At 64.5% G+C, this 15,080-nt stretch carries 20 protein-coding genes; 14 read left to right on the forward strand and 6 right to left on the reverse strand.

Features of this window, described 5'->3' with window-relative positions:
• The first annotated feature begins 78 nt into the window (after positions 1-78).
• Positions 79-222 (forward strand): entericidin A/B family lipoprotein, encoded by a 144-nt coding sequence (locus tag JCM7686_RS13995; protein WP_020951468.1) that lies wholly within the window; start codon positions 79-81, stop codon positions 220-222.
• Between the two features lie 149 nt (positions 223-371).
• Positions 372-530, forward strand: coding sequence for an entericidin A/B family lipoprotein (locus tag JCM7686_RS24065; protein ID WP_084621088.1), 159 nt, complete (start codon positions 372-374; stop codon positions 528-530).
• A 111-nt stretch (positions 531-641) separates the two neighbouring features.
• On the opposite strand, the gene lepA is transcribed toward JCM7686_RS24065, so the two are convergent.
• Both lepA and JCM7686_RS14005 read right to left on the reverse strand, forming a co-directional pair.
• Positions 642-2,441 (reverse strand): translation elongation factor 4, encoded by a 1,800-nt coding sequence (gene lepA / locus JCM7686_RS14000; RefSeq protein ID WP_020951470.1) that lies wholly within the window; start codon positions 2,439-2,441, stop codon positions 642-644.
• A gap of 75 nt (positions 2,442-2,516) precedes the next feature.
• Positions 2,517-3,422 (reverse strand): DMT family transporter, encoded by a 906-nt coding sequence (locus JCM7686_RS14005; RefSeq protein WP_020951471.1) that lies wholly within the window; start codon positions 3,420-3,422, stop codon positions 2,517-2,519.
• 100 nt (positions 3,423-3,522) lie between these two features.
• Here JCM7686_RS14005 and JCM7686_RS14010 point away from each other — a divergent pair, with 100 nt between their 5' ends.
• The 3 genes from JCM7686_RS14010 to JCM7686_RS14020 all read left to right on the forward strand — a co-directional run bounded on the left by JCM7686_RS14010 (position 3,523) and on the right by JCM7686_RS14020 (position 4,876).
• Positions 3,523-3,708: a heavy-metal-associated domain-containing protein gene (locus JCM7686_RS14010; protein WP_020951472.1), complete on the forward strand. Its 186-nt coding sequence runs from the start codon at positions 3,523-3,525 to the stop codon at positions 3,706-3,708.
• Positions 3,709-3,871: 163 nt separating this feature from the next.
• Positions 3,872-4,177, forward strand: a complete 306-nt coding sequence (locus JCM7686_RS14015; RefSeq protein ID WP_020951473.1) for a hypothetical protein — start codon at positions 3,872-3,874, stop codon at positions 4,175-4,177.
• A gap of 6 nt (positions 4,178-4,183) precedes the next feature.
• Positions 4,184-4,876 carry an NAD-dependent deacylase gene (locus tag JCM7686_RS14020; RefSeq protein WP_020951474.1) on the forward strand — a complete coding sequence of 231 codons (693 nt, stop codon included), beginning with the start codon at positions 4,184-4,186 and terminating at the stop codon, positions 4,874-4,876.
• Positions 4,877-5,026: 150 nt separating this feature from the next.
• Here the strand turns inward: JCM7686_RS14020 and JCM7686_RS14025 are convergent, their stop codons facing one another.
• Positions 5,027-5,209 (reverse strand): CsbD family protein, encoded by a 183-nt coding sequence (locus tag JCM7686_RS14025; RefSeq protein ID WP_020951475.1) that lies wholly within the window; start codon positions 5,207-5,209, stop codon positions 5,027-5,029.
• A gap of 93 nt (positions 5,210-5,302) precedes the next feature.
• Entirely contained in the window at positions 5,303-6,040 is a 738-nt protein-coding gene (gene phnF, locus JCM7686_RS14030) for a phosphonate metabolism transcriptional regulator PhnF (protein ID WP_020951476.1), read from the reverse strand.
• 87 nt (positions 6,041-6,127) lie between these two features.
• Between phnF and phnG the strand changes: the two genes are divergently transcribed.
• From phnG to JCM7686_RS14070, 8 genes are read left to right on the forward strand one after another with little or no spacing between them, the layout of a single operon-like run.
• Entirely contained in the window at positions 6,128-6,571 is a 444-nt protein-coding gene (phnG, locus tag JCM7686_RS14035; protein WP_020951477.1) for a phosphonate C-P lyase system protein PhnG, read from the forward strand.
• The gene (phnH, locus tag JCM7686_RS14040) at positions 6,568-7,146 is read left to right on the forward strand and encodes a phosphonate C-P lyase system protein PhnH (protein WP_020951478.1); all 579 of its coding nucleotides are present in this window, start codon (positions 6,568-6,570) and stop codon (positions 7,144-7,146) included. The genes phnG and phnH overlap by 4 nt, the downstream gene beginning before the upstream one ends.
• Positions 7,146-8,249, forward strand: coding sequence for a carbon-phosphorus lyase complex subunit PhnI (locus tag JCM7686_RS14045; protein ID WP_020951479.1), 1,104 nt, complete (start codon positions 7,146-7,148; stop codon positions 8,247-8,249). The genes phnH and JCM7686_RS14045 overlap by 1 nt, the downstream gene beginning before the upstream one ends.
• Positions 8,242-9,081: an alpha-D-ribose 1-methylphosphonate 5-phosphate C-P-lyase PhnJ gene (locus JCM7686_RS14050; protein ID WP_020951480.1), complete on the forward strand. Its 840-nt coding sequence runs from the start codon at positions 8,242-8,244 to the stop codon at positions 9,079-9,081. Before JCM7686_RS14045 ends, JCM7686_RS14050 begins: the two co-directional genes overlap by 8 nt.
• A gap of 50 nt (positions 9,082-9,131) precedes the next feature.
• Positions 9,132-9,899 carry a phosphonate C-P lyase system protein PhnK gene (gene phnK, locus JCM7686_RS14055; RefSeq protein ID WP_148292677.1) on the forward strand — a complete coding sequence of 256 codons (768 nt, stop codon included), beginning with the start codon at positions 9,132-9,134 and terminating at the stop codon, positions 9,897-9,899.
• A gap of 1 nt (position 9,900) precedes the next feature.
• Complete coding sequence (gene phnL, locus JCM7686_RS14060; RefSeq protein ID WP_020951482.1) at positions 9,901-10,584, forward strand: phosphonate C-P lyase system protein PhnL; 684 nt, start codon at positions 9,901-9,903, stop codon at positions 10,582-10,584.
• Positions 10,581-11,144 carry a phosphonate metabolism protein/1,5-bisphosphokinase (PRPP-forming) PhnN gene (gene phnN / locus JCM7686_RS14065; RefSeq protein ID WP_020951483.1) on the forward strand — a complete coding sequence of 188 codons (564 nt, stop codon included), beginning with the start codon at positions 10,581-10,583 and terminating at the stop codon, positions 11,142-11,144. Before phnL ends, phnN begins: the two co-directional genes overlap by 4 nt.
• Positions 11,141-12,280 (forward strand): alpha-D-ribose 1-methylphosphonate 5-triphosphate diphosphatase, encoded by a 1,140-nt coding sequence (locus JCM7686_RS14070; protein ID WP_020951484.1) that lies wholly within the window; start codon positions 11,141-11,143, stop codon positions 12,278-12,280. Before phnN ends, JCM7686_RS14070 begins: the two co-directional genes overlap by 4 nt.
• A 60-nt stretch (positions 12,281-12,340) precedes the next feature.
• Here the strand turns inward: JCM7686_RS14070 and JCM7686_RS14075 are convergent, their stop codons facing one another.
• Positions 12,341-13,012, reverse strand: coding sequence for a Crp/Fnr family transcriptional regulator (locus JCM7686_RS14075; RefSeq protein WP_041527372.1), 672 nt, complete (start codon positions 13,010-13,012; stop codon positions 12,341-12,343).
• A gap of 152 nt (positions 13,013-13,164) precedes the next feature.
• Here JCM7686_RS14075 and JCM7686_RS14080 point away from each other — a divergent pair, with 152 nt between their 5' ends.
• The gene (locus tag JCM7686_RS14080; RefSeq protein ID WP_020951486.1) at positions 13,165-14,208 is read left to right on the forward strand and encodes a hypothetical protein; all 1,044 of its coding nucleotides are present in this window, start codon (positions 13,165-13,167) and stop codon (positions 14,206-14,208) included.
• Between the two features lie 175 nt (positions 14,209-14,383).
• Here the strand turns inward: JCM7686_RS14080 and JCM7686_RS14085 are convergent, their stop codons facing one another.
• Complete coding sequence (locus tag JCM7686_RS14085; protein ID WP_020951487.1) at positions 14,384-14,950, reverse strand: hypothetical protein; 567 nt, start codon at positions 14,948-14,950, stop codon at positions 14,384-14,386.
• Positions 14,951-15,080 lie beyond the last annotated feature (130 nt).

A 15,080-nucleotide genomic window follows, 5' to 3' on the forward strand; every position in this document is an offset into this window, starting at 1 on the left:
CCTGCCAATCCCGGAACCCTTTTCTCGCAAAAGCGTTAACAGCGAGAGATCCCAAAGCCGTCCCTGAAAGGAAATGCCATGCGCCGCCTTCTGAACCTCACCCCGCTTCTGCTGCTCATGGCTGTCGCCGCTTGCGAAACCGTTCAGGGTGCGGGCCGCGATATTCAGGATGCCGGTCATACCATCACCCAGGAAAGCCGCGACGCGCAGGCGAAGCTGTAAGCCCCGGCTCGTTTCGTGCCGCGCCATGTCGTGCGGCATAGGGGGAATCTTGCCGATCGCGTCCGACCCGAGCGGCCTCGCGGCTTTTTGCGAAGAACGTGAGCGCGGCGAGTGGTTAACTGCCCCTCAGGACAGTGAAAGGACGATCAATGCGCAAACTCTCTCTTGCCCCGCTTCTGGCGTTGCTGGCGCTTATGGGCTGCGAGACCATGCAGGGCGCCGGGCGCGATCTGCAAACGGCGGGCCAACTGATGACCGAACAAGGCGCAGCAGCGCAGACCCAAATGAACAACCAGCCCTATAATTAGGGCCGGTCGCTCTGGCCGAAGATTCCGAACCGGCGTTCGGACCGGGTCCGCGAGAAAAGGCCTTTCGCTTGGCAGTTCAGCAGCAAAAAGGGCGCCGAAGCGCCCCTTTTCTTAACTGTCCATCTTGAGCGCCTGAATGAAGGCGGTCTGCGGGATTTCGACCTTGCCGAACTGCCGCATCTTCTTCTTACCGGCCTTCTGCTTTTCCAGCAGCTTCTTCTTCCGCGTGGCGTCGCCGCCGTAGCATTTCGCGGTCACGTCCTTGCGCATCGCGCTGAGCGTTTCGCGCGCGATCACCCGCGCACCGATAGCGGCCTGGATCGGGATCTTGAACATGTGGCGCGGAATCAGCTCTTTCAGCTTTTCGACCATGACGCGGCCGCGCGCTTCGGCACGGTCGCGGTGGACCATGATCGAAAGCGCATCGACCGGCTCGTCATTGACGAGGATCGACATTTTCACGAGGAAATCCTCGCGGTATTCGCTGAGCTGATAGTCAAAGCTCGCATAGCCCTTGGTCACCGATTTCAGGCGGTCGTAGAAGTCGAACACCACTTCGGCCAAAGGCAAGTCATAGACCGCCATGGCGCGGTGACCGGCATAGGTCAGGTCGAGCTGGATGCCGCGACGGTCCTGACAGAGCTTGAGCACATCGCCGAGATATTCGTCCGGCACCATGATCGTCGCCTTGATGCGCGGCTCTTCGATGTGATCGACATAGGTCAGATCGGGCATATCGGCGGGGTTGTGCAGATCGCGCACCTCGCCGTCTTTCATATGCAGCTTGAAGACCACCGAAGGCGCGGTGGTGATCAGGTCGAGATCATATTCGCGCTCCAGACGGTCGCGGATCACCTCGAGATGCAGCAGCCCAAGGAAGCCCATGCGGAAACCAAAGCCAAGCGCGGCCGAGGTCTCCATCTCGTAGCTGAAAGACGCGTCGTTCAGCGCGAGCTTTTCAATCGCGTCGCGCAGGGTCTCGAAATCATTGGCATCGACCGGGAAGAGGCCGCAGAAGACCACCGGCTGGGCGGGTTTGAAGCCCGGCAGCGGCGTATCCGTGCCCTTTTTCTCGTGGGTGACGGTATCGCCGACGCGGGTGTCGCGGACCTGTTTGATCGAAGCGGTCAGAACGCCGATCTCGCCCGGGCCGAGCTCGGCGATATCTTGCATCTGCGGGCGCAGAACGGCCAACTTGTCGATGCCGTAGATCGCGCCGGTTTGCATCATCTTGATGCGGTCGCCCTTGCGCACGACGCCGTCCATGACGCGGATCATGACGACAACGCCGAGATAGGCGTCATACCACGAATCGACCAGCATTGCCTTCAAGGGCGCGTCGCGGTCGCCTTTCGGCGCGGGCAGACGGGTGACGATGGCTTCCAGAACATCCGGGATGCCAAGGCCGGTCTTGGCCGAGATCTCGATCGCATCCGAGGCGTCGATGCCGATCACATCTTCGATGTTTTCCTTCACCCGGTCCGGATCGGCGGCGGGAAGGTCGATCTTGTTCAGCACGGGCACGATCTCGTGGCCCGCGTCAATCGCCTGATAGACGTTGGCCAACGTCTGCGCCTCGACACCCTGCGAGGCATCGACGACCAGAAGCGAGCCCTCGACCGCGCGCATCGAGCGGCTGACTTCATAGGCGAAGTCAACGTGGCCGGGCGTGTCGATCAGGTTCAGGATATAGCGTTTGCCGTCCTTGGCCGGATATTCGATCCGCACCGTGTTGGCTTTGATGGTGATGCCGCGCTCACGCTCGATATCCATGCTATCGAGCATCTGAGCTTTCATATCGCGGTCGGCCACCGTCCCCGTCATCTGGATCAGACGGTCGGCAAGGGTGGATTTCCCGTGGTCGATATGGGCCACGATCGAGAAATTGCGGATGAGGTCAAGGTCGGTCATGGCGAGGCTATACTGGGCGAAAGGGCTTCTGGAAAGGGGTTTCGAGCGGGGCCGGTCAGGTGGTTTGCAAGCGTGTCAGTCGGAAGCGGTCAGGAAACCGGCCTCGGTGAGTTTCTGGCGCCGCAACTGCGCCTCGCGCCACATGGCATAGCAGCCCGAAGCCACGATGATCGCCGCCCCCACGAAGGTCAGCGTATCGGGGATCTCACCAAAGACGAGATGGGCAAGGATCAGCGCGAAAACAAGGCGGACATAGCGATAGGGCGCCAGAGCCGAGGCCTCGCCGACGCGGGTCGCGGCGACCAGAAGCGCATAGCCCCCCACGCCGACCAGCATACAGCACAGGAAAGTCAGCCATTGCAGCGCGCTCGGCCAGACGAAGCTTTGCCCCAGCACGACGCCCAACAACACCGCCGCCACCGCGATGGCCGCGAAGGCCGAGGCCGCAAGCTGATCCGAGGGGATATGGCGCGGCACATGGCGCGTCGCCAGATCGCGGATTGCCAGACCGATCACCGCGGCAAGCGCGGCAAGGCTCACCGGCTGAAAGCCCGCAAGCCCCGGGCGCACCACCAAAAGCACGCCGAGAAAGCCCGCGATGATCGCGGTCCAGCGCCGCCAGCCGACCGGCTCTCCCATCAAGGCCGCGCCAAGCACGATAGCCAAGGGCAGCGCCTGCATGATCGCCGAGGTGGTCGAGAGCTCGGACAGAGCCAGCGCGACGATAATCCCAAGCGAGCCGACGATTTCCCCGAAGTTGCGCACCACAACGACCGGGCGCAGCACATCGCGCGTCCAGAGCCGTCCGCCGCGCAGCTTGAGCATGGTTGCGAAGGACACGAATCCCAGCACGCCGACAAGGGTCAGCACCTGAGCATAGGGCAGCTCCTCAGAGAGAAGCTTGATGAACATATCCTCGACCGCGAAGAGGACCATCGAAATGATCATCAACATCGCACCGCGAAGGTTTTCGCTGACCATTGTCCTGCCCATTTCAAGCTGTCGGGAGAGTCTTCTGCCAGCTTTGCTGTGACCTTCTGTCACGCTAAGGTCAAGGGCAGCAGAAGGAAAGGAAGCCCCGATGAGATTCATCGTGAACGACATGAGCTGCGGTCACTGCACCGCCACCATCGAAAAGGCCGTCACCGAGGCCGGCGGACGCGCGACGACCGATCTGGCCGATCACTCGGTCACGGTCGAGGGCCTCGACGCCGAGCGCGCCGCGCAGGTGATTCGGGACGCCGGATACACCCCGGAAGCGGGCTGAGAGGTACATTTTGTATGTCTCCCCCATGAGTCCAACGACTTGCGGGGGAGACTCGCCGTGATTGAGGCGAGTTAACGTTTCTGTTATGGTTTCGTGGTTAAGCAAGGCGGATACCAGAGGGCGTTCAGCCCCTTCACCGCCGGGGAAGACCGAGGAGACAGAGATGATGAACCGCTTCGCGATCGCCGCAGTGGCGGTGGTTTTGACCACGCCTTTTGCCGTCGCCGGCCCGATTGATTCCGCTTGTGTCCGTTCGGATCGCGGCACCCAGAATGGCCCGCTCTGCGGCTGCATCCAGCAAGTCGCCGATATGACCCTGTCGCGCGCCGACCAGCGCCGCGCCGCCGGTTTCTTCAAGGATGCCGATGCCGCTCAGCATGTGCGCATGTCGAAAAGCGATGCCGACAACGCCTTCTGGGCCCGCTACAAGAACTTCGCGACGACGGCCGAAGCCTACTGCGCCAACTGATCTTTCATGCGGATTGCCGTTCTGACCGGCGCTGGCATTTCAGCGGAAAGCGGGATTCGCACCTTCCGCGCCAGCGACGGCTTGTGGGAAGATCACCGGATCGAGGATGTCGCAACGCCGGAAGGCTTTGCCCGCGACCCCGATCTGGTCCATCGCTTCTATAACCAGCGTCGCGCGACCGCCGCTGCGGCTGAACCCAATGCCGCCCATCGCGCGCTGGCCCGGCTCGCGGGCCATGCGCAGCTGACGCTGATCACGCAAAACGTCGATGATCTGCATGAACGCGGCGGCTCGGAGGCGGTGATCCATATGCATGGCACGCTCACCGGCGCGCTTTGTGCGGCTTGCGATCACCGCTGGCAGGCTCCCGCCGTGATGTCGCCCTCCGACCCCTGCCCCGCCTGCGGCAAGCCAAGCACCCGCCCCGATATCGTCTGGTTCGGCGAAATGCCCTATCGCATGGAGGAGATCTGGGAGGCCGTCGCCAAGGCCGATCTTTTTGCGGCCATCGGCACCTCGGGTCAGGTCTATCCGGCGGCGGGCCTTGCTCAGCACGCGCGCCGCTGCGGTGCGCGCACGGTCGAGCTCAATCTCGCGACCTCGGCGGTCAGCCGCGATTTCGACGACCATCTCGTGGGCCCGGCCAGCGAGATCGTGCCGCTTTGGGTCGATCGCCTCATTGCCGAAAGCCGCGCCTAACGCAGAGGCCGCAGCTTCGCGGGGCCGGAGGTGGTCGGCCTCTTCCGCCGCATGCCCGCCGCGCAAACGAAACGCGCCCCGCCGATCCGGCAGGGCGCGATCATCCTTGGTCAGCCGCTGCATCTGGCGCGGCGACCTACAAGCTAGCGGTCAGATCTTGTCGCCGAGCTTGCCCTTGACGGTGCCAACGGCGCTTTGCACCTCGCCCTTGGCTTTTTGCAATTCGCCCTTCGCTTCAAGCTCGGGGTTGTCGGTCATCTTGCCAACTTCGGCTTTGACGCTACCGGCGGCCTTGTTCGCCGCACCTTTGATCTTGTCGGTCAGTTCGCCCATGAGGTCCTCCGAATGAGATCTGTTACACGCCAGACCAACCCCCGGGGGCCGTGATTGGTTCCCTCGCCGCACCCGCAGCAGGCGGCGCGCAGCCTAGGGCACCAGCGAACCGCCGGTCTCGGGACGCATCACCAGCGAGACCCGCTCGGCCACAAACCAGGTTGTGCCATACTCGACCGGCACGCCCGCAACATCGCGGTTCACCCCCCGCGTCACCATCAAAAGCGCGCCCTCGCGCAGATGCAGCCGCCCGGCCTGAACCGGAGTCGCGGGCTCTGCGTCGATCCGGGTCTCGGCGCGGGTATAGTCGGAAATCCCGCTTTCGCGCAGAGCCTCGGTGACAGAGGACAGCCGCCGCAAGAGCTCGTCAAAGCCCGGAAGCCGCTCGGCCGGAAAGACTGCGCGAAAGGCCGCAATCGGATGCTCATCGGCGGTCGAGATCCCTTCCGAGACATAGACCGGCGCGCCCGGCGCGATCTCAAGCGCCTCGGCCTCGATCCGGCTTGCGGCCTGAAGCCGGACGAAATCGAGCCGACGCCCCGGCAGCCGCCCGGCAAGCGCGAGGTTCTTGTGAAAGCGCACGCGCCGCCCCAGCGGATATTCCACCGGCTGCATCGCCACGAAAACCCCGGCGCCGCGCCGCGCCCGCACCAACCCGGCCTCGGCCAGATCGGCCAAGGCGCGGCGCACGGTATGCCGGTTCACACCGAAGCGCGCCGAGAGCTCTGCCTCGGTCGGGAGCTGGTCACCGGGCTGTAACGAACCTTCGCTAATGTCGCGGCGCACGGCGTCGCGGATCGATTCCCAGATCGCGATACGGGTTTCAGTCATGGAAAATTCACAACTCTCTTGTTGAGTCGAAGCACTTGTCGAGTTATCTGTTGTCTAGTTGTATAGAACACTGGACAGACTCGCAAGATGTCTAATGCACCCGAGATGACGCGACGCGATTGGATGGGCCTTCTGGCCCGCGCGCAGCCTGCCCGTCTGGCAGAGCTTTTCCCCGAACTTCCCGCCCATCGCCTGACCCGCGCCCCCGAAATTGGCACCGTCATGGTGCAGGGGCGTACGGGCGGCACCGGCGCGCCTTTCAATCTGGGCGAGGTCACGGTCACGCGCTGCGCGTTGCAGCTCGGTGACGACCGCGTCGGCCATGCCTATGTGCAGGGCCGCGACAAGAGCCACGCTTTGCGCGCTGCCGCCGTCGATGCGCTGCTGCAAGGCGCCGAGGCCGCGAGGCTGCACCGCGACGTGCTCGCCCCACTGGCCGAGGACGAGGCGCAGGCCCGCCAAGCTCTGGCCGAGAAGGCCGCCGCCACCCGGGTCGAATTCTTCACCCTCGTCCGAGGAGAGGACGCATGACGCTGCATTCTTCCGCTTTGAGCGGCGGCTTTGCCGATCCCGCGCCGCAATCGGCCCGCGCCTTCCGCGAGGTGCTGCAAGCCCTCTCGCGTCCGGGCCAAGCGCGCGACATCGAGGGCGCCGAGCCGCCCGCGCCGCTCTCGATCGCAGGCGGCACCGTGGCGCTGGTGCTTTTCGACCGCACCACGCCGGTTCTGCTGGCGGGCGCGCATGATTGTCCGGCCTTGCGCGATTGGCTGACCTTTCACACCGGCGCGACGCTCACCGCGAACCCGGCCGAGGCCGCGTTTGCTCTGGGCGATTGGGAGAGCCTTGCGCCGCTTTACGCTGCTTTCCCGATTGGCACGGCGGAATATCCCGACCGCTCGACCACGCTGATCGTCGATGGCGTCACATTGGGCGAGCCGGTCACGATTTCCGGCCCCGGTCTGGCCGCGCCCCGCGATTTCGCTTTGCCCGAGCCTGCGCTTTTTGCCGAGAACGCGCGGCGCTTCCCGCTCGGGCTCGACTGCTTCTTCACCCAAGGCGCGCAGGTCACCGGCCTGCCGCGCTCGACGACCATCGAGGTGCGCTGATGTATGTTGCCGTCAAAGGCGGCGAGCGCGCGATTGCCGCCGCGCATCGCTGGCTCGCCGATGAAACCCGCGGCCCGCGCGCCGAGCCCCGCCTCAGCGCCGCCCAGATCGAGGGGCAGCTCGCGATTGCCACCGCCCGCGTCATGGCCGAAGGCTCGCTTTACGACCCAGAGCTCGCCGCTCTGGCGATCCAGCAATCGCGCGGCGATCTGATCGAGGCGATTTTCCTCATCCGCGCCTACCGCACCACTCTGCCGCGCTTTGGCAGCTCGACCCCGATCGAGACCGCCGAGATGGCGGTCTGCCGCCGGATCTCGGCGACGTTCAAGGATGTGCCGGGCGGCCAGATTCTGGGCCCGACCTTCGATTACACCCACCGCCTGCTCGATTTCGCGGCCATGGCCAATGGCGATGCGCCCGAGGCTGCGCGGGTCGAGGCAGATCCCGCGACCATCCCGCATGTGCTTGATTTCCTGAACAAGGACGGGATCATTCAGGACGAGCCGCGCGAAGAGACCACGCCGCCAGACCTGACCCGCGCCCCTCTGGAGCTGCCTGCGAACCGCGCCTTGCGCCTGCAAGCCTTGGCGCGCGCTGATGAGGGCTTCATCCTTGGCCTCGCCTATTCGACCCAGCGTGGCTATGCCCGCAACCACGCCTTTGTCGGCGAATTGCGCATCGGCGAGGTCGCGGTCTCGATGGAGATCCCCGAGCTTGGTTTCGCCATCGACTTCGGCCGGATCGAGGTCACCGAATGCGAGACGGTGAACCAGTTCGGCGGCTCGAAGAAAGAGCCGCCGCAATTCACCCGCGGCTATGGGCTCAGCTTTGGCCAGACCGAGCGCAAGGCGATTTCCATCGCGCTGGTCGATCGGGCGTTGCGCTGGGAGGAACTCGGCGAGGATTTCGCCGGCGCCCCCGCGCAGGACGAGGAATTCGTGCTCTCTCATTGCGACAATGTGCAGGCGACGGGCTTTCTCGAACATATCAAACTGCCCCATTACGTCGATTTCCAGTCTGAATTGGAACTGATCCGGCGTCTGCGGCGCGAGGCTTTGGAAGCGGCTGCGCCCGCCGGTGCCACGGAGAATGAAGATGCGTGATCAGGCCTATAATTTCGCCTATCTCGACGAAGACACCAAGCGCATGATCCGCCGCGCCATCCTGAAGGGGATCGCCGTGCCGGGCTATCAGGTGCCTTTCGCCAGCCGCGAAATGCCGATGCCTTATGGCTGGGGCACGGGCGGCGTGCAGGTGACGGCGGCCTGTCTGATGCCCGAGGACGTGCTGAAGGTGATCGACCAGGGCGCGGATGACACGACGAATGCGGTGTCGATCCGCGGCTTTTTCGCCCGCACCGCCGGGGTTGAAACCACCGAGCGCACGGCCGAGGCCACCGTCATCCAGACCCGCCACCGCATCCCGGAACAGGCTTTGAGCGAGGATCAGATCCTCGTCTATCAGGTCCCGATCCCCGAGCCTTTGCGCTTTCTCGAGCCGCGCGAGACCGAGACCCGGCGCATGCATGCGCTTGAGGATTACGGGCTGATGCATGTGCGTCTTTACGAAGACATAGCCCGTCACGGCGCGATTGCCACGGCCTATGCCTATCCGGTCAAGGTCGCGGGGCGCTATGTCATGGACCCCTCGCCGATCCCGAAATTCGACAATCCGAAACTCTCGATGAATGCCGCCGTGCAGCTATTCGGTGCGGGGCGCGAACAGCGCATCTATGCGCTACCGCCCTATACCGAGGTCGTGAGCCTCGATTTCGAGGATTATCCTTTCGAGGCGAGCAAGGCCCAGCACAGTTGCGCGATCTGCGGCGCGGATGACAGCTATCTCGATGAGGTCATCACCGATGATCAGGGCGGGCGGATGTTTGTCTGCTCGGACACGGATTACTGCGCCTCGCGTCAGGAGGACCGGGCATGAATGCGGCACATATCGGAGCCTCCGGCGGGGATATTTCAGGCATGAAAGACATGGGTGAGGCAAGCGGGCCGCTGCTGCGCGTCGGGGGTGTGACCAAGCTTTACGGGGGGCGCGTCGGTTGCCGGGACGTGAGTTTCGATCTTTGGCCGGGTGAGGTCATGGGGATCGTTGGCGAAAGCGGCTCGGGAAAATCGACGCTGCTCTCTTGTCTCGCCGGGCATCTCGCGCCCGATCAGGGGCGGGTGATTTACGGCGGACGCGATACCGTCGCCATGGCCGAGACCGAGCGGCGCCATCTGGGTCGCACCGATTGGGCCTTCGTGCATCAGAACCCGCGCGACGGGTTGCGCATGGGCGTCAGCGCGGGCGGCAATGTCGGCGAGCGGTTGATGGCGGTGGGCGCGCGCCATTACGGCGCGATCCGCGAGACTGCCGAGGATTGGCTCGGCCGCGTCGAGATTGATCCGGGTCGCATTGATGACCGGCCGCGCCAGTTTTCCGGCGGCATGCAGCAGCGTTTGCAGATCGCGCGCAATCTGGTCACGGGACCGAAGCTCGTCTTCATGGACGAGCCGACCGGCGGGCTCGATGTCTCGGTTCAGGCGCGGCTGTTGGATCTTTTGCGCGGGCTCGTGCGGCGCATGGGGCTTTCTGCGGTGATTGTGACCCATGATCTGGCCGTGGTGCGCTTGCTTGCCGACCGGCTGATGGTGATGAAAGGCGGCAATGTCGTGGAATCGGGGCTGACCGATCAGGTCCTTGACGATCCGCGCCATGCCTATACGCAGCTTCTTGTATCCTCTGTCCTGCAGGTTTGACATGATCCATATTACTTCCGCAGGCAAGGAATTCGTCCTGCACAATCAAGGCGGTGTCGTGCTGCCGGTTCTGGTGGGTGCCGATCTTGAGGTCGCTTCTGGTGAATGCGTCGGGCTGACCGGCGCCTCGGGCTCGGGGAAGTCGACGCTGATGCGCATGGTCTGGGGCAATTACCGCACCGATCAGGGCGCGGTCGTGGTCGGCGATCTCGATCTCGCGCAGGCCGAGCCGCGCCAGATCATCGCGCTGCGCCGCCAGACCCTTGGCTATGTCAGCCAGTTCCTGCGCGTTGTGCCGCGCGTGCCGACGCTGGAGGTCGTGGCCGAGCCTTTGCTGAACCTTGGCGTGCCCGAGGATCAGGCGCGGGCGCGGGCAGCCGAGCTGCTTGCCCGGCTGAACATCCCCGAGGCTTTGTGGTCCTTGTCGCCCACGACCTTCTCGGGCGGTGAGCAGCAGCGCGTCAATATCGCGCGCGGTTTCGCTCATCCTTATCCGGTCCTGTTGCTCGATGAGCCGACGGCGAGCCTTGATGCCGCCAATCGCGAGACCGTGCTGGCACTGATCGAAGAGGCCAAAGCGCGCGGCGCCGCGATCCTTGGCATCTTCCACGACGAGCCCGCCCGCGCCCGCGTCTGCGACCGGCTGGTCGATGTCTCGGGCTTCACGCCAAGGCGGGCCGCATGACCGGCGCCGCGCAGGAGACCGGGCTTGCCATTGCCGTGGTCGGCCCCTCGGGGGCGGGCAAGGATACGCTGATGGCGGCGGCACTGGCGCGCGATCCTCGGCTGCATCTGGCGCGTCGGGTCATCACCCGGCCCGCCGATGCCGGGGGCGAGGAGTTCGAGGCCGCGAGCGTCGCGGATTTCGAGGCCCGCCGCGCGGCGGGCGATTTCGCGCTCTCCTGGTGGGCGCATGGGCTCTTTTACGGCATCCCCGCTTCGGTCCGCCAAGAGGTCGCCGAGGGCCGGATTGTCCTGATGAACCTGTCGCGTGGCGCCTTGGCCGAGGCCGCCGCCCTCTTTCCGCGTTTTCTGACGCTTTACATCCATGCCCGTCCCGAGATACTCGCCGCCCGTCTGGCCGCGCGTGGCCGCGAAAGCGGCGAGGATCTGGCCGCCCGTATCCGGCGGGCCGGGCAATGGGCCGAGGGGCTCGCTGTCCCCGTCACCACAATCGACAATTCGGACGGGATCGACCCCGCCCTCGAGCAATTCATGTCCGCCATCCGCAAGGCCCTGAAATGACCCGCACGATACTTGCCAATGCCCGCCTGATCCTTCCCGAAACCGTCGAAACCGGAGGCGTCATCCTTGAAAACGGGCTGATCTCCGAGATCTTCCTTGGCGACAGCCTGCCCGCCGGGGCGATTGACCTTGGGGGCGATTATCTCGCGCCCGGCATGGTCGAGCTGCATACCGACAACCTCGAAGGCCATCTCCAGCCGCGTCCGGGCGTCAACTGGCCCCATGCGAGCGCCATTCTCGCCCATGATGCCGAGCTTGCGGGCTGCGGCATCACCACGGTCTTCGATGCCATGCGTGTCGGCTCGATCACCAAGGACAGCCCGGCCGATTACGCGCAATATGCCCGCGCGCTGACCACCGAGCTGATGGAGATCCGCGCCAAGGATGCCCTGCGCATCAGCCATTTCCTGCATCTGCGCGCCGAGGTCTGCTCTGAAACGCTGATCGCCGAGATCGACGAATTCGGCCCCGAGGACCGCGTCGGCATCATCAGCCTGATGGACCACACCCCGGGCCAGCGCCAGTTCCGCGATGTCTCGAAGCTCGCGCAATATGTGAAGGGCAAGCACGGGCTCGATGACGCGGGCTTTGAGGCGCATATCCAGCATCTGCAGGGCCTGCGCGAAGAATTCGGCGATGCACATGAGGCCCATGCGGTCGCCAAGGCCAAGGCGCTTGGCGCGGTGCTGGCCAGCCATGACGACACCACCGCCGAGCATGTCGCGACCTCGGCGAGCTATGGCATCCGTCTGGCGGAATTCCCGACCACCGCCGAGGCGGCGGCGGCCTGCCATGAGCATGGCATCATGGTGATGATGGGTGCGCCGAACCTGATCCGGGGCGGCTCGCATTCGGGCAATGTCTCGGCGGCGGAGCTGGCGCGGAACGGGCATCTCGACATTCTCTCGTCGGATTACGTCCCGGCGGGGCTCTTGCCGGGCGCGATCATTCTGGCCGGGATCTGGGACGATCTGCCGCGCGCCATTGCCACGGTCACCGCCAATCCGGCCAAGGCGACCGGTCTGAGCGATCGCGGCCAGATCCGGGCAGGGTTGCGCGGCGATCTCATCCGCTTCCGCATGTTGGGCGAGACCCCGGTCCTGCGCGAAACCTGGGTCAAAGGCGCGCGCGTCTAAGGCGCCTGCCACCGAACCTCGTTGTCGGAGCCGGTTCTTTCCGGCCCCGGCGGCGCGGGTCTAATCCGCTCTTTGGCGAAACAGCGCCTCCGGGCGCAGGATGCGCAGGAATTTGCGCCCGGCCTCGATCGCGCCCTCGCGGCCAAGTTTCGCTAAGCCGCGACTGACCGCCTCGCGGTTCGCGCCGACGATATTGGCGATCTCGGCATGGGTCGGGACATCATGGATGACCGAGCCCGCATCGAGCCCGCCCCGTTCCAGCGCCAGCCGCACCAGATAAGAGCGCAGCCGATCATCGACGCCGAAAACCGTCAGCTCTTCGACGCGGTCGCTTAAGGAATGAATGCGCTCGACCAAACCGCGGATAATCGCCTTGCGCACCTCGGGGTTGATGTCGATCAGCTCATGCATCAACTCGCCGGGCATTTCATAAAGCCTGCAATCACTGCGTGCATATAGCGACAGCGAGCGCAGCCCGCCGGTCAGCACGGAAAGCTCGCCAAAGGCACTGCCCGGACCGATGTCGCTATAGACGATCTCGCGCCCGGCCTGCGTCCAATGCACGGCCAGCACCCGGCCTTCGAGCACGAAATGCACGGTATTCCCCGGCGTGCCGCGCTCAAAAATAAGCTGGCCCTGCTCGAACCGGCGCAGGGTCAGGGCGGCCTCGATCGGCGCAAGATCGGCCGGTTCCAGGCCGACGAACCAGTCCATATCCTTCAGACCGAGCATAGCCCGCACGCCTGCATTCCATCCCCTCCGGCAGCCTCGCGACCTGCGCCGCGCTCAACTCTCAGCTGAACGTGCGCTAGCGCACAGATTGTCTCTGCCCAGAATGCTATCAAATAGCCAGCGGAATCAGATCAATCCGGAGAGCGTGTCAGATGACGGACCGGAATGTCGCATCACACAGCCCAACTGAACGACTGCCCGCCCTGGCCGAAGCGGTGCAGGCGGCCGGGATGATCTCCTTGCAATTGCAGGCGCGCGCCAATGCCAGCCATGCCCCGCCGGGCTTGTTTCCTGCGCTTCCGGCCTCGGCGCTCGCCCGGGTTGCGGCCGAGGCACAAAGCAGCTTGCAGGCCGCCGCGCATCACGACCTTCAATCGCTTCAGCCCCGCAGTCAGGCGCTTCTGACCGCCATCGAATCGCTGGCCCGCTCGGCGATCGCATTGGATGAGGGCGCCGATCTGGCGCTGGGACTGCGCGGTCTGGCGGTCGATCTGGACCATTGCCGCGTCGAGGTCCGGGCGCTGACCCGCGCCGTGGCGCAGCAGGCTGAAATGATCCGCGTCAGCGAACAAAAGATCTGGGGCGCGCTTGCGACCGAGCTTGACCGCGTCGAGGGGCCGGACGGACCGTTGATGGCCAGCTGCGAAAGGATCGAGGCCATCGGGCTTGAGATCGCGGGGACGGCACGCGCGGCGATGACCGGTCTTGGGATCTCGCTGTCGCATTGCCACGAGATCAGCGCCGCGCTCTGCGGCCTTGCCAATCGCGCCGTGCTTTTGCCGCGCGCCAAACCCGAGGCGCTCACGCTCGACGGGCCTTTTGTCGATTTCCCCGAGCTCTGCCAACCGGTCTGGGCGCTCCTTGGTGAATATCACGCCTTGGCCAGCGAAGCGCAGACCGTTGCGATTGCTTTGGCTTTGGCCAGCCGTGCGGCGGCGCAGTCGAATTTTTCCGATGACTACGCAGAATGCCTGCATCTTCTCGAAGAGCTTTTCACCAGTTTTGCCGTGGAATATCGCGCTTTGGCCGTGGCGGTTCTGCGCAAGTCGCGTCACGACAAAGCCGTCGCCCGTCTCGCTGTTGACCGCAGACTTTGGCAGGCAGCAGCCGATGCCGTTTCCGAGATCCTCCGCCGTGACCGCGCCGGAGATGAGGGCAAACGGGCGATCCTGCCCGCCGATGCCCAAGCCGCCTGACGCCGAAAACCACAGTTACCCCAAAAGAGGTTGCCCACCGATTTCAGAGTGTTTCCGATTGTCCTGTTAGTTTGTTTTCTCTGAAAGATCCCGGGGGCATGCGCGTCGCAACGGCCTCCGGGATCATTTTTTCCGCATCCCGCACATCAGCAATCCTGCCGCGCGGCGGCGCGGCTTAATCCTTTTTCTTGCCCTTTTTGCCCGAGGGCGGCGGGGTCTCGTGGGGTTTGCTGCCGTAGCTCATTCCCCGGAAGCTCATGCCTTGGAAACTCATGCCCTGAAAGCTCATCCCGGGTGAGCTCATGCCGGGCGAGCTCATCCCCGGTGAACTCATGCCCGCCGTCGGCAGGTTGCGCGGATCGAACGAACTGGCGATCAGCGCCTCAAACGGGCCGGTCTGGACATCCAGCCGGATCGAGACATCGCCGCGATCCACGGCCCAGACCATGAAATCGGGCGGACAGGGCGGGCAGGCCCCGCCATCGCGCGCAAAAAGACTGGCGGGCGAAACGCCCTCGCCCTGAACCAGAAACAGCGCGGGGCGCGGCAGGACGTGATAAAGCCCGTCATGGCTGAAACCATAGATCCGCGCAAAGGCCGAGGCCGCGCTACGCAGCTGCCGCTCGACCAGCCCTGCCGAGCCGCCTTCGGGGTTTTCCTCTGCGCCGCTGACGATCTTAAGATCATCGACGACTCGCCCGAAAAGATAAACCTCGGACGGTCCAACAAGGGATTCAGGCATCACGATTCTCCGAAAAAGCATCAGGCCATGGTGCGCCTGACCCATGCCCCTGCCCCGCCGAACTGGCAGAAGGAGCCTCTATTCAACGACTAACCAAGCTCGAAAAGCCTGTCGAACAAATTCAACGGGA

The organism is Paracoccus aminophilus JCM 7686, from assembly GCF_000444995.1.
Classification (GTDB): Bacteria; Pseudomonadota; Alphaproteobacteria; order Rhodobacterales; family Rhodobacteraceae; genus Paracoccus; species Paracoccus aminophilus.

What these genes read in the sequence shown, in the direction of transcription:
- JCM7686_RS13995 (WP_020951468.1), top strand. Translation starts at nt 79, where the DNA reads ATGCGCCGCCTTCTGAACCTCACCCCGCTTCTGCTGCTCATGGCTGTC.
- JCM7686_RS24065 (WP_084621088.1), top strand. Translation starts at nt 372, where the DNA reads ATGCGCAAACTCTCTCTTGCCCCGCTTCTGGCGTTGCTGGCGCTTATG.
- lepA (WP_020951470.1), bottom strand. Translation starts at nt 2,441, where the DNA reads ATGACCGACCTTGACCTCATCCGCAATTTCTCGATCGTGGCCCATATC.
- JCM7686_RS14005 (WP_020951471.1), bottom strand. Translation starts at nt 3,422, where the DNA reads ATGGTCAGCGAAAACCTTCGCGGTGCGATGTTGATGATCATTTCGATG.
- JCM7686_RS14010 (WP_020951472.1), top strand. Translation starts at nt 3,523, where the DNA reads ATGAGATTCATCGTGAACGACATGAGCTGCGGTCACTGCACCGCCACC.
- JCM7686_RS14015 (WP_020951473.1), top strand. Translation starts at nt 3,872, where the DNA reads ATGATGAACCGCTTCGCGATCGCCGCAGTGGCGGTGGTTTTGACCACG.
- JCM7686_RS14020 (WP_020951474.1), top strand. Translation starts at nt 4,184, where the DNA reads ATGCGGATTGCCGTTCTGACCGGCGCTGGCATTTCAGCGGAAAGCGGG.
- JCM7686_RS14025 (WP_020951475.1), bottom strand. Translation starts at nt 5,209, where the DNA reads ATGGGCGAACTGACCGACAAGATCAAAGGTGCGGCGAACAAGGCCGCC.
- phnF (WP_020951476.1), bottom strand. Translation starts at nt 6,040, where the DNA reads ATGACTGAAACCCGTATCGCGATCTGGGAATCGATCCGCGACGCCGTG.
- phnG (WP_020951477.1), top strand. Translation starts at nt 6,128, where the DNA reads ATGTCTAATGCACCCGAGATGACGCGACGCGATTGGATGGGCCTTCTG.
- phnH (WP_020951478.1), top strand. Translation starts at nt 6,568, where the DNA reads ATGACGCTGCATTCTTCCGCTTTGAGCGGCGGCTTTGCCGATCCCGCG.
- JCM7686_RS14045 (WP_020951479.1), top strand. Translation starts at nt 7,146, where the DNA reads ATGTATGTTGCCGTCAAAGGCGGCGAGCGCGCGATTGCCGCCGCGCAT.
- JCM7686_RS14050 (WP_020951480.1), top strand. Translation starts at nt 8,242, where the DNA reads ATGCGTGATCAGGCCTATAATTTCGCCTATCTCGACGAAGACACCAAG.
- phnK (WP_148292677.1), top strand. Translation starts at nt 9,132, where the DNA reads ATGGGTGAGGCAAGCGGGCCGCTGCTGCGCGTCGGGGGTGTGACCAAG.
- phnL (WP_020951482.1), top strand. Translation starts at nt 9,901, where the DNA reads ATGATCCATATTACTTCCGCAGGCAAGGAATTCGTCCTGCACAATCAA.
- phnN (WP_020951483.1), top strand. Translation starts at nt 10,581, where the DNA reads ATGACCGGCGCCGCGCAGGAGACCGGGCTTGCCATTGCCGTGGTCGGC.
- JCM7686_RS14070 (WP_020951484.1), top strand. Translation starts at nt 11,141, where the DNA reads ATGACCCGCACGATACTTGCCAATGCCCGCCTGATCCTTCCCGAAACC.
- JCM7686_RS14075 (WP_041527372.1), bottom strand. Translation starts at nt 13,012, where the DNA reads ATGCTCGGTCTGAAGGATATGGACTGGTTCGTCGGCCTGGAACCGGCC.
- JCM7686_RS14080 (WP_020951486.1), top strand. Translation starts at nt 13,165, where the DNA reads ATGACGGACCGGAATGTCGCATCACACAGCCCAACTGAACGACTGCCC.
- JCM7686_RS14085 (WP_020951487.1), bottom strand. Translation starts at nt 14,950, where the DNA reads ATGCCTGAATCCCTTGTTGGACCGTCCGAGGTTTATCTTTTCGGGCGA.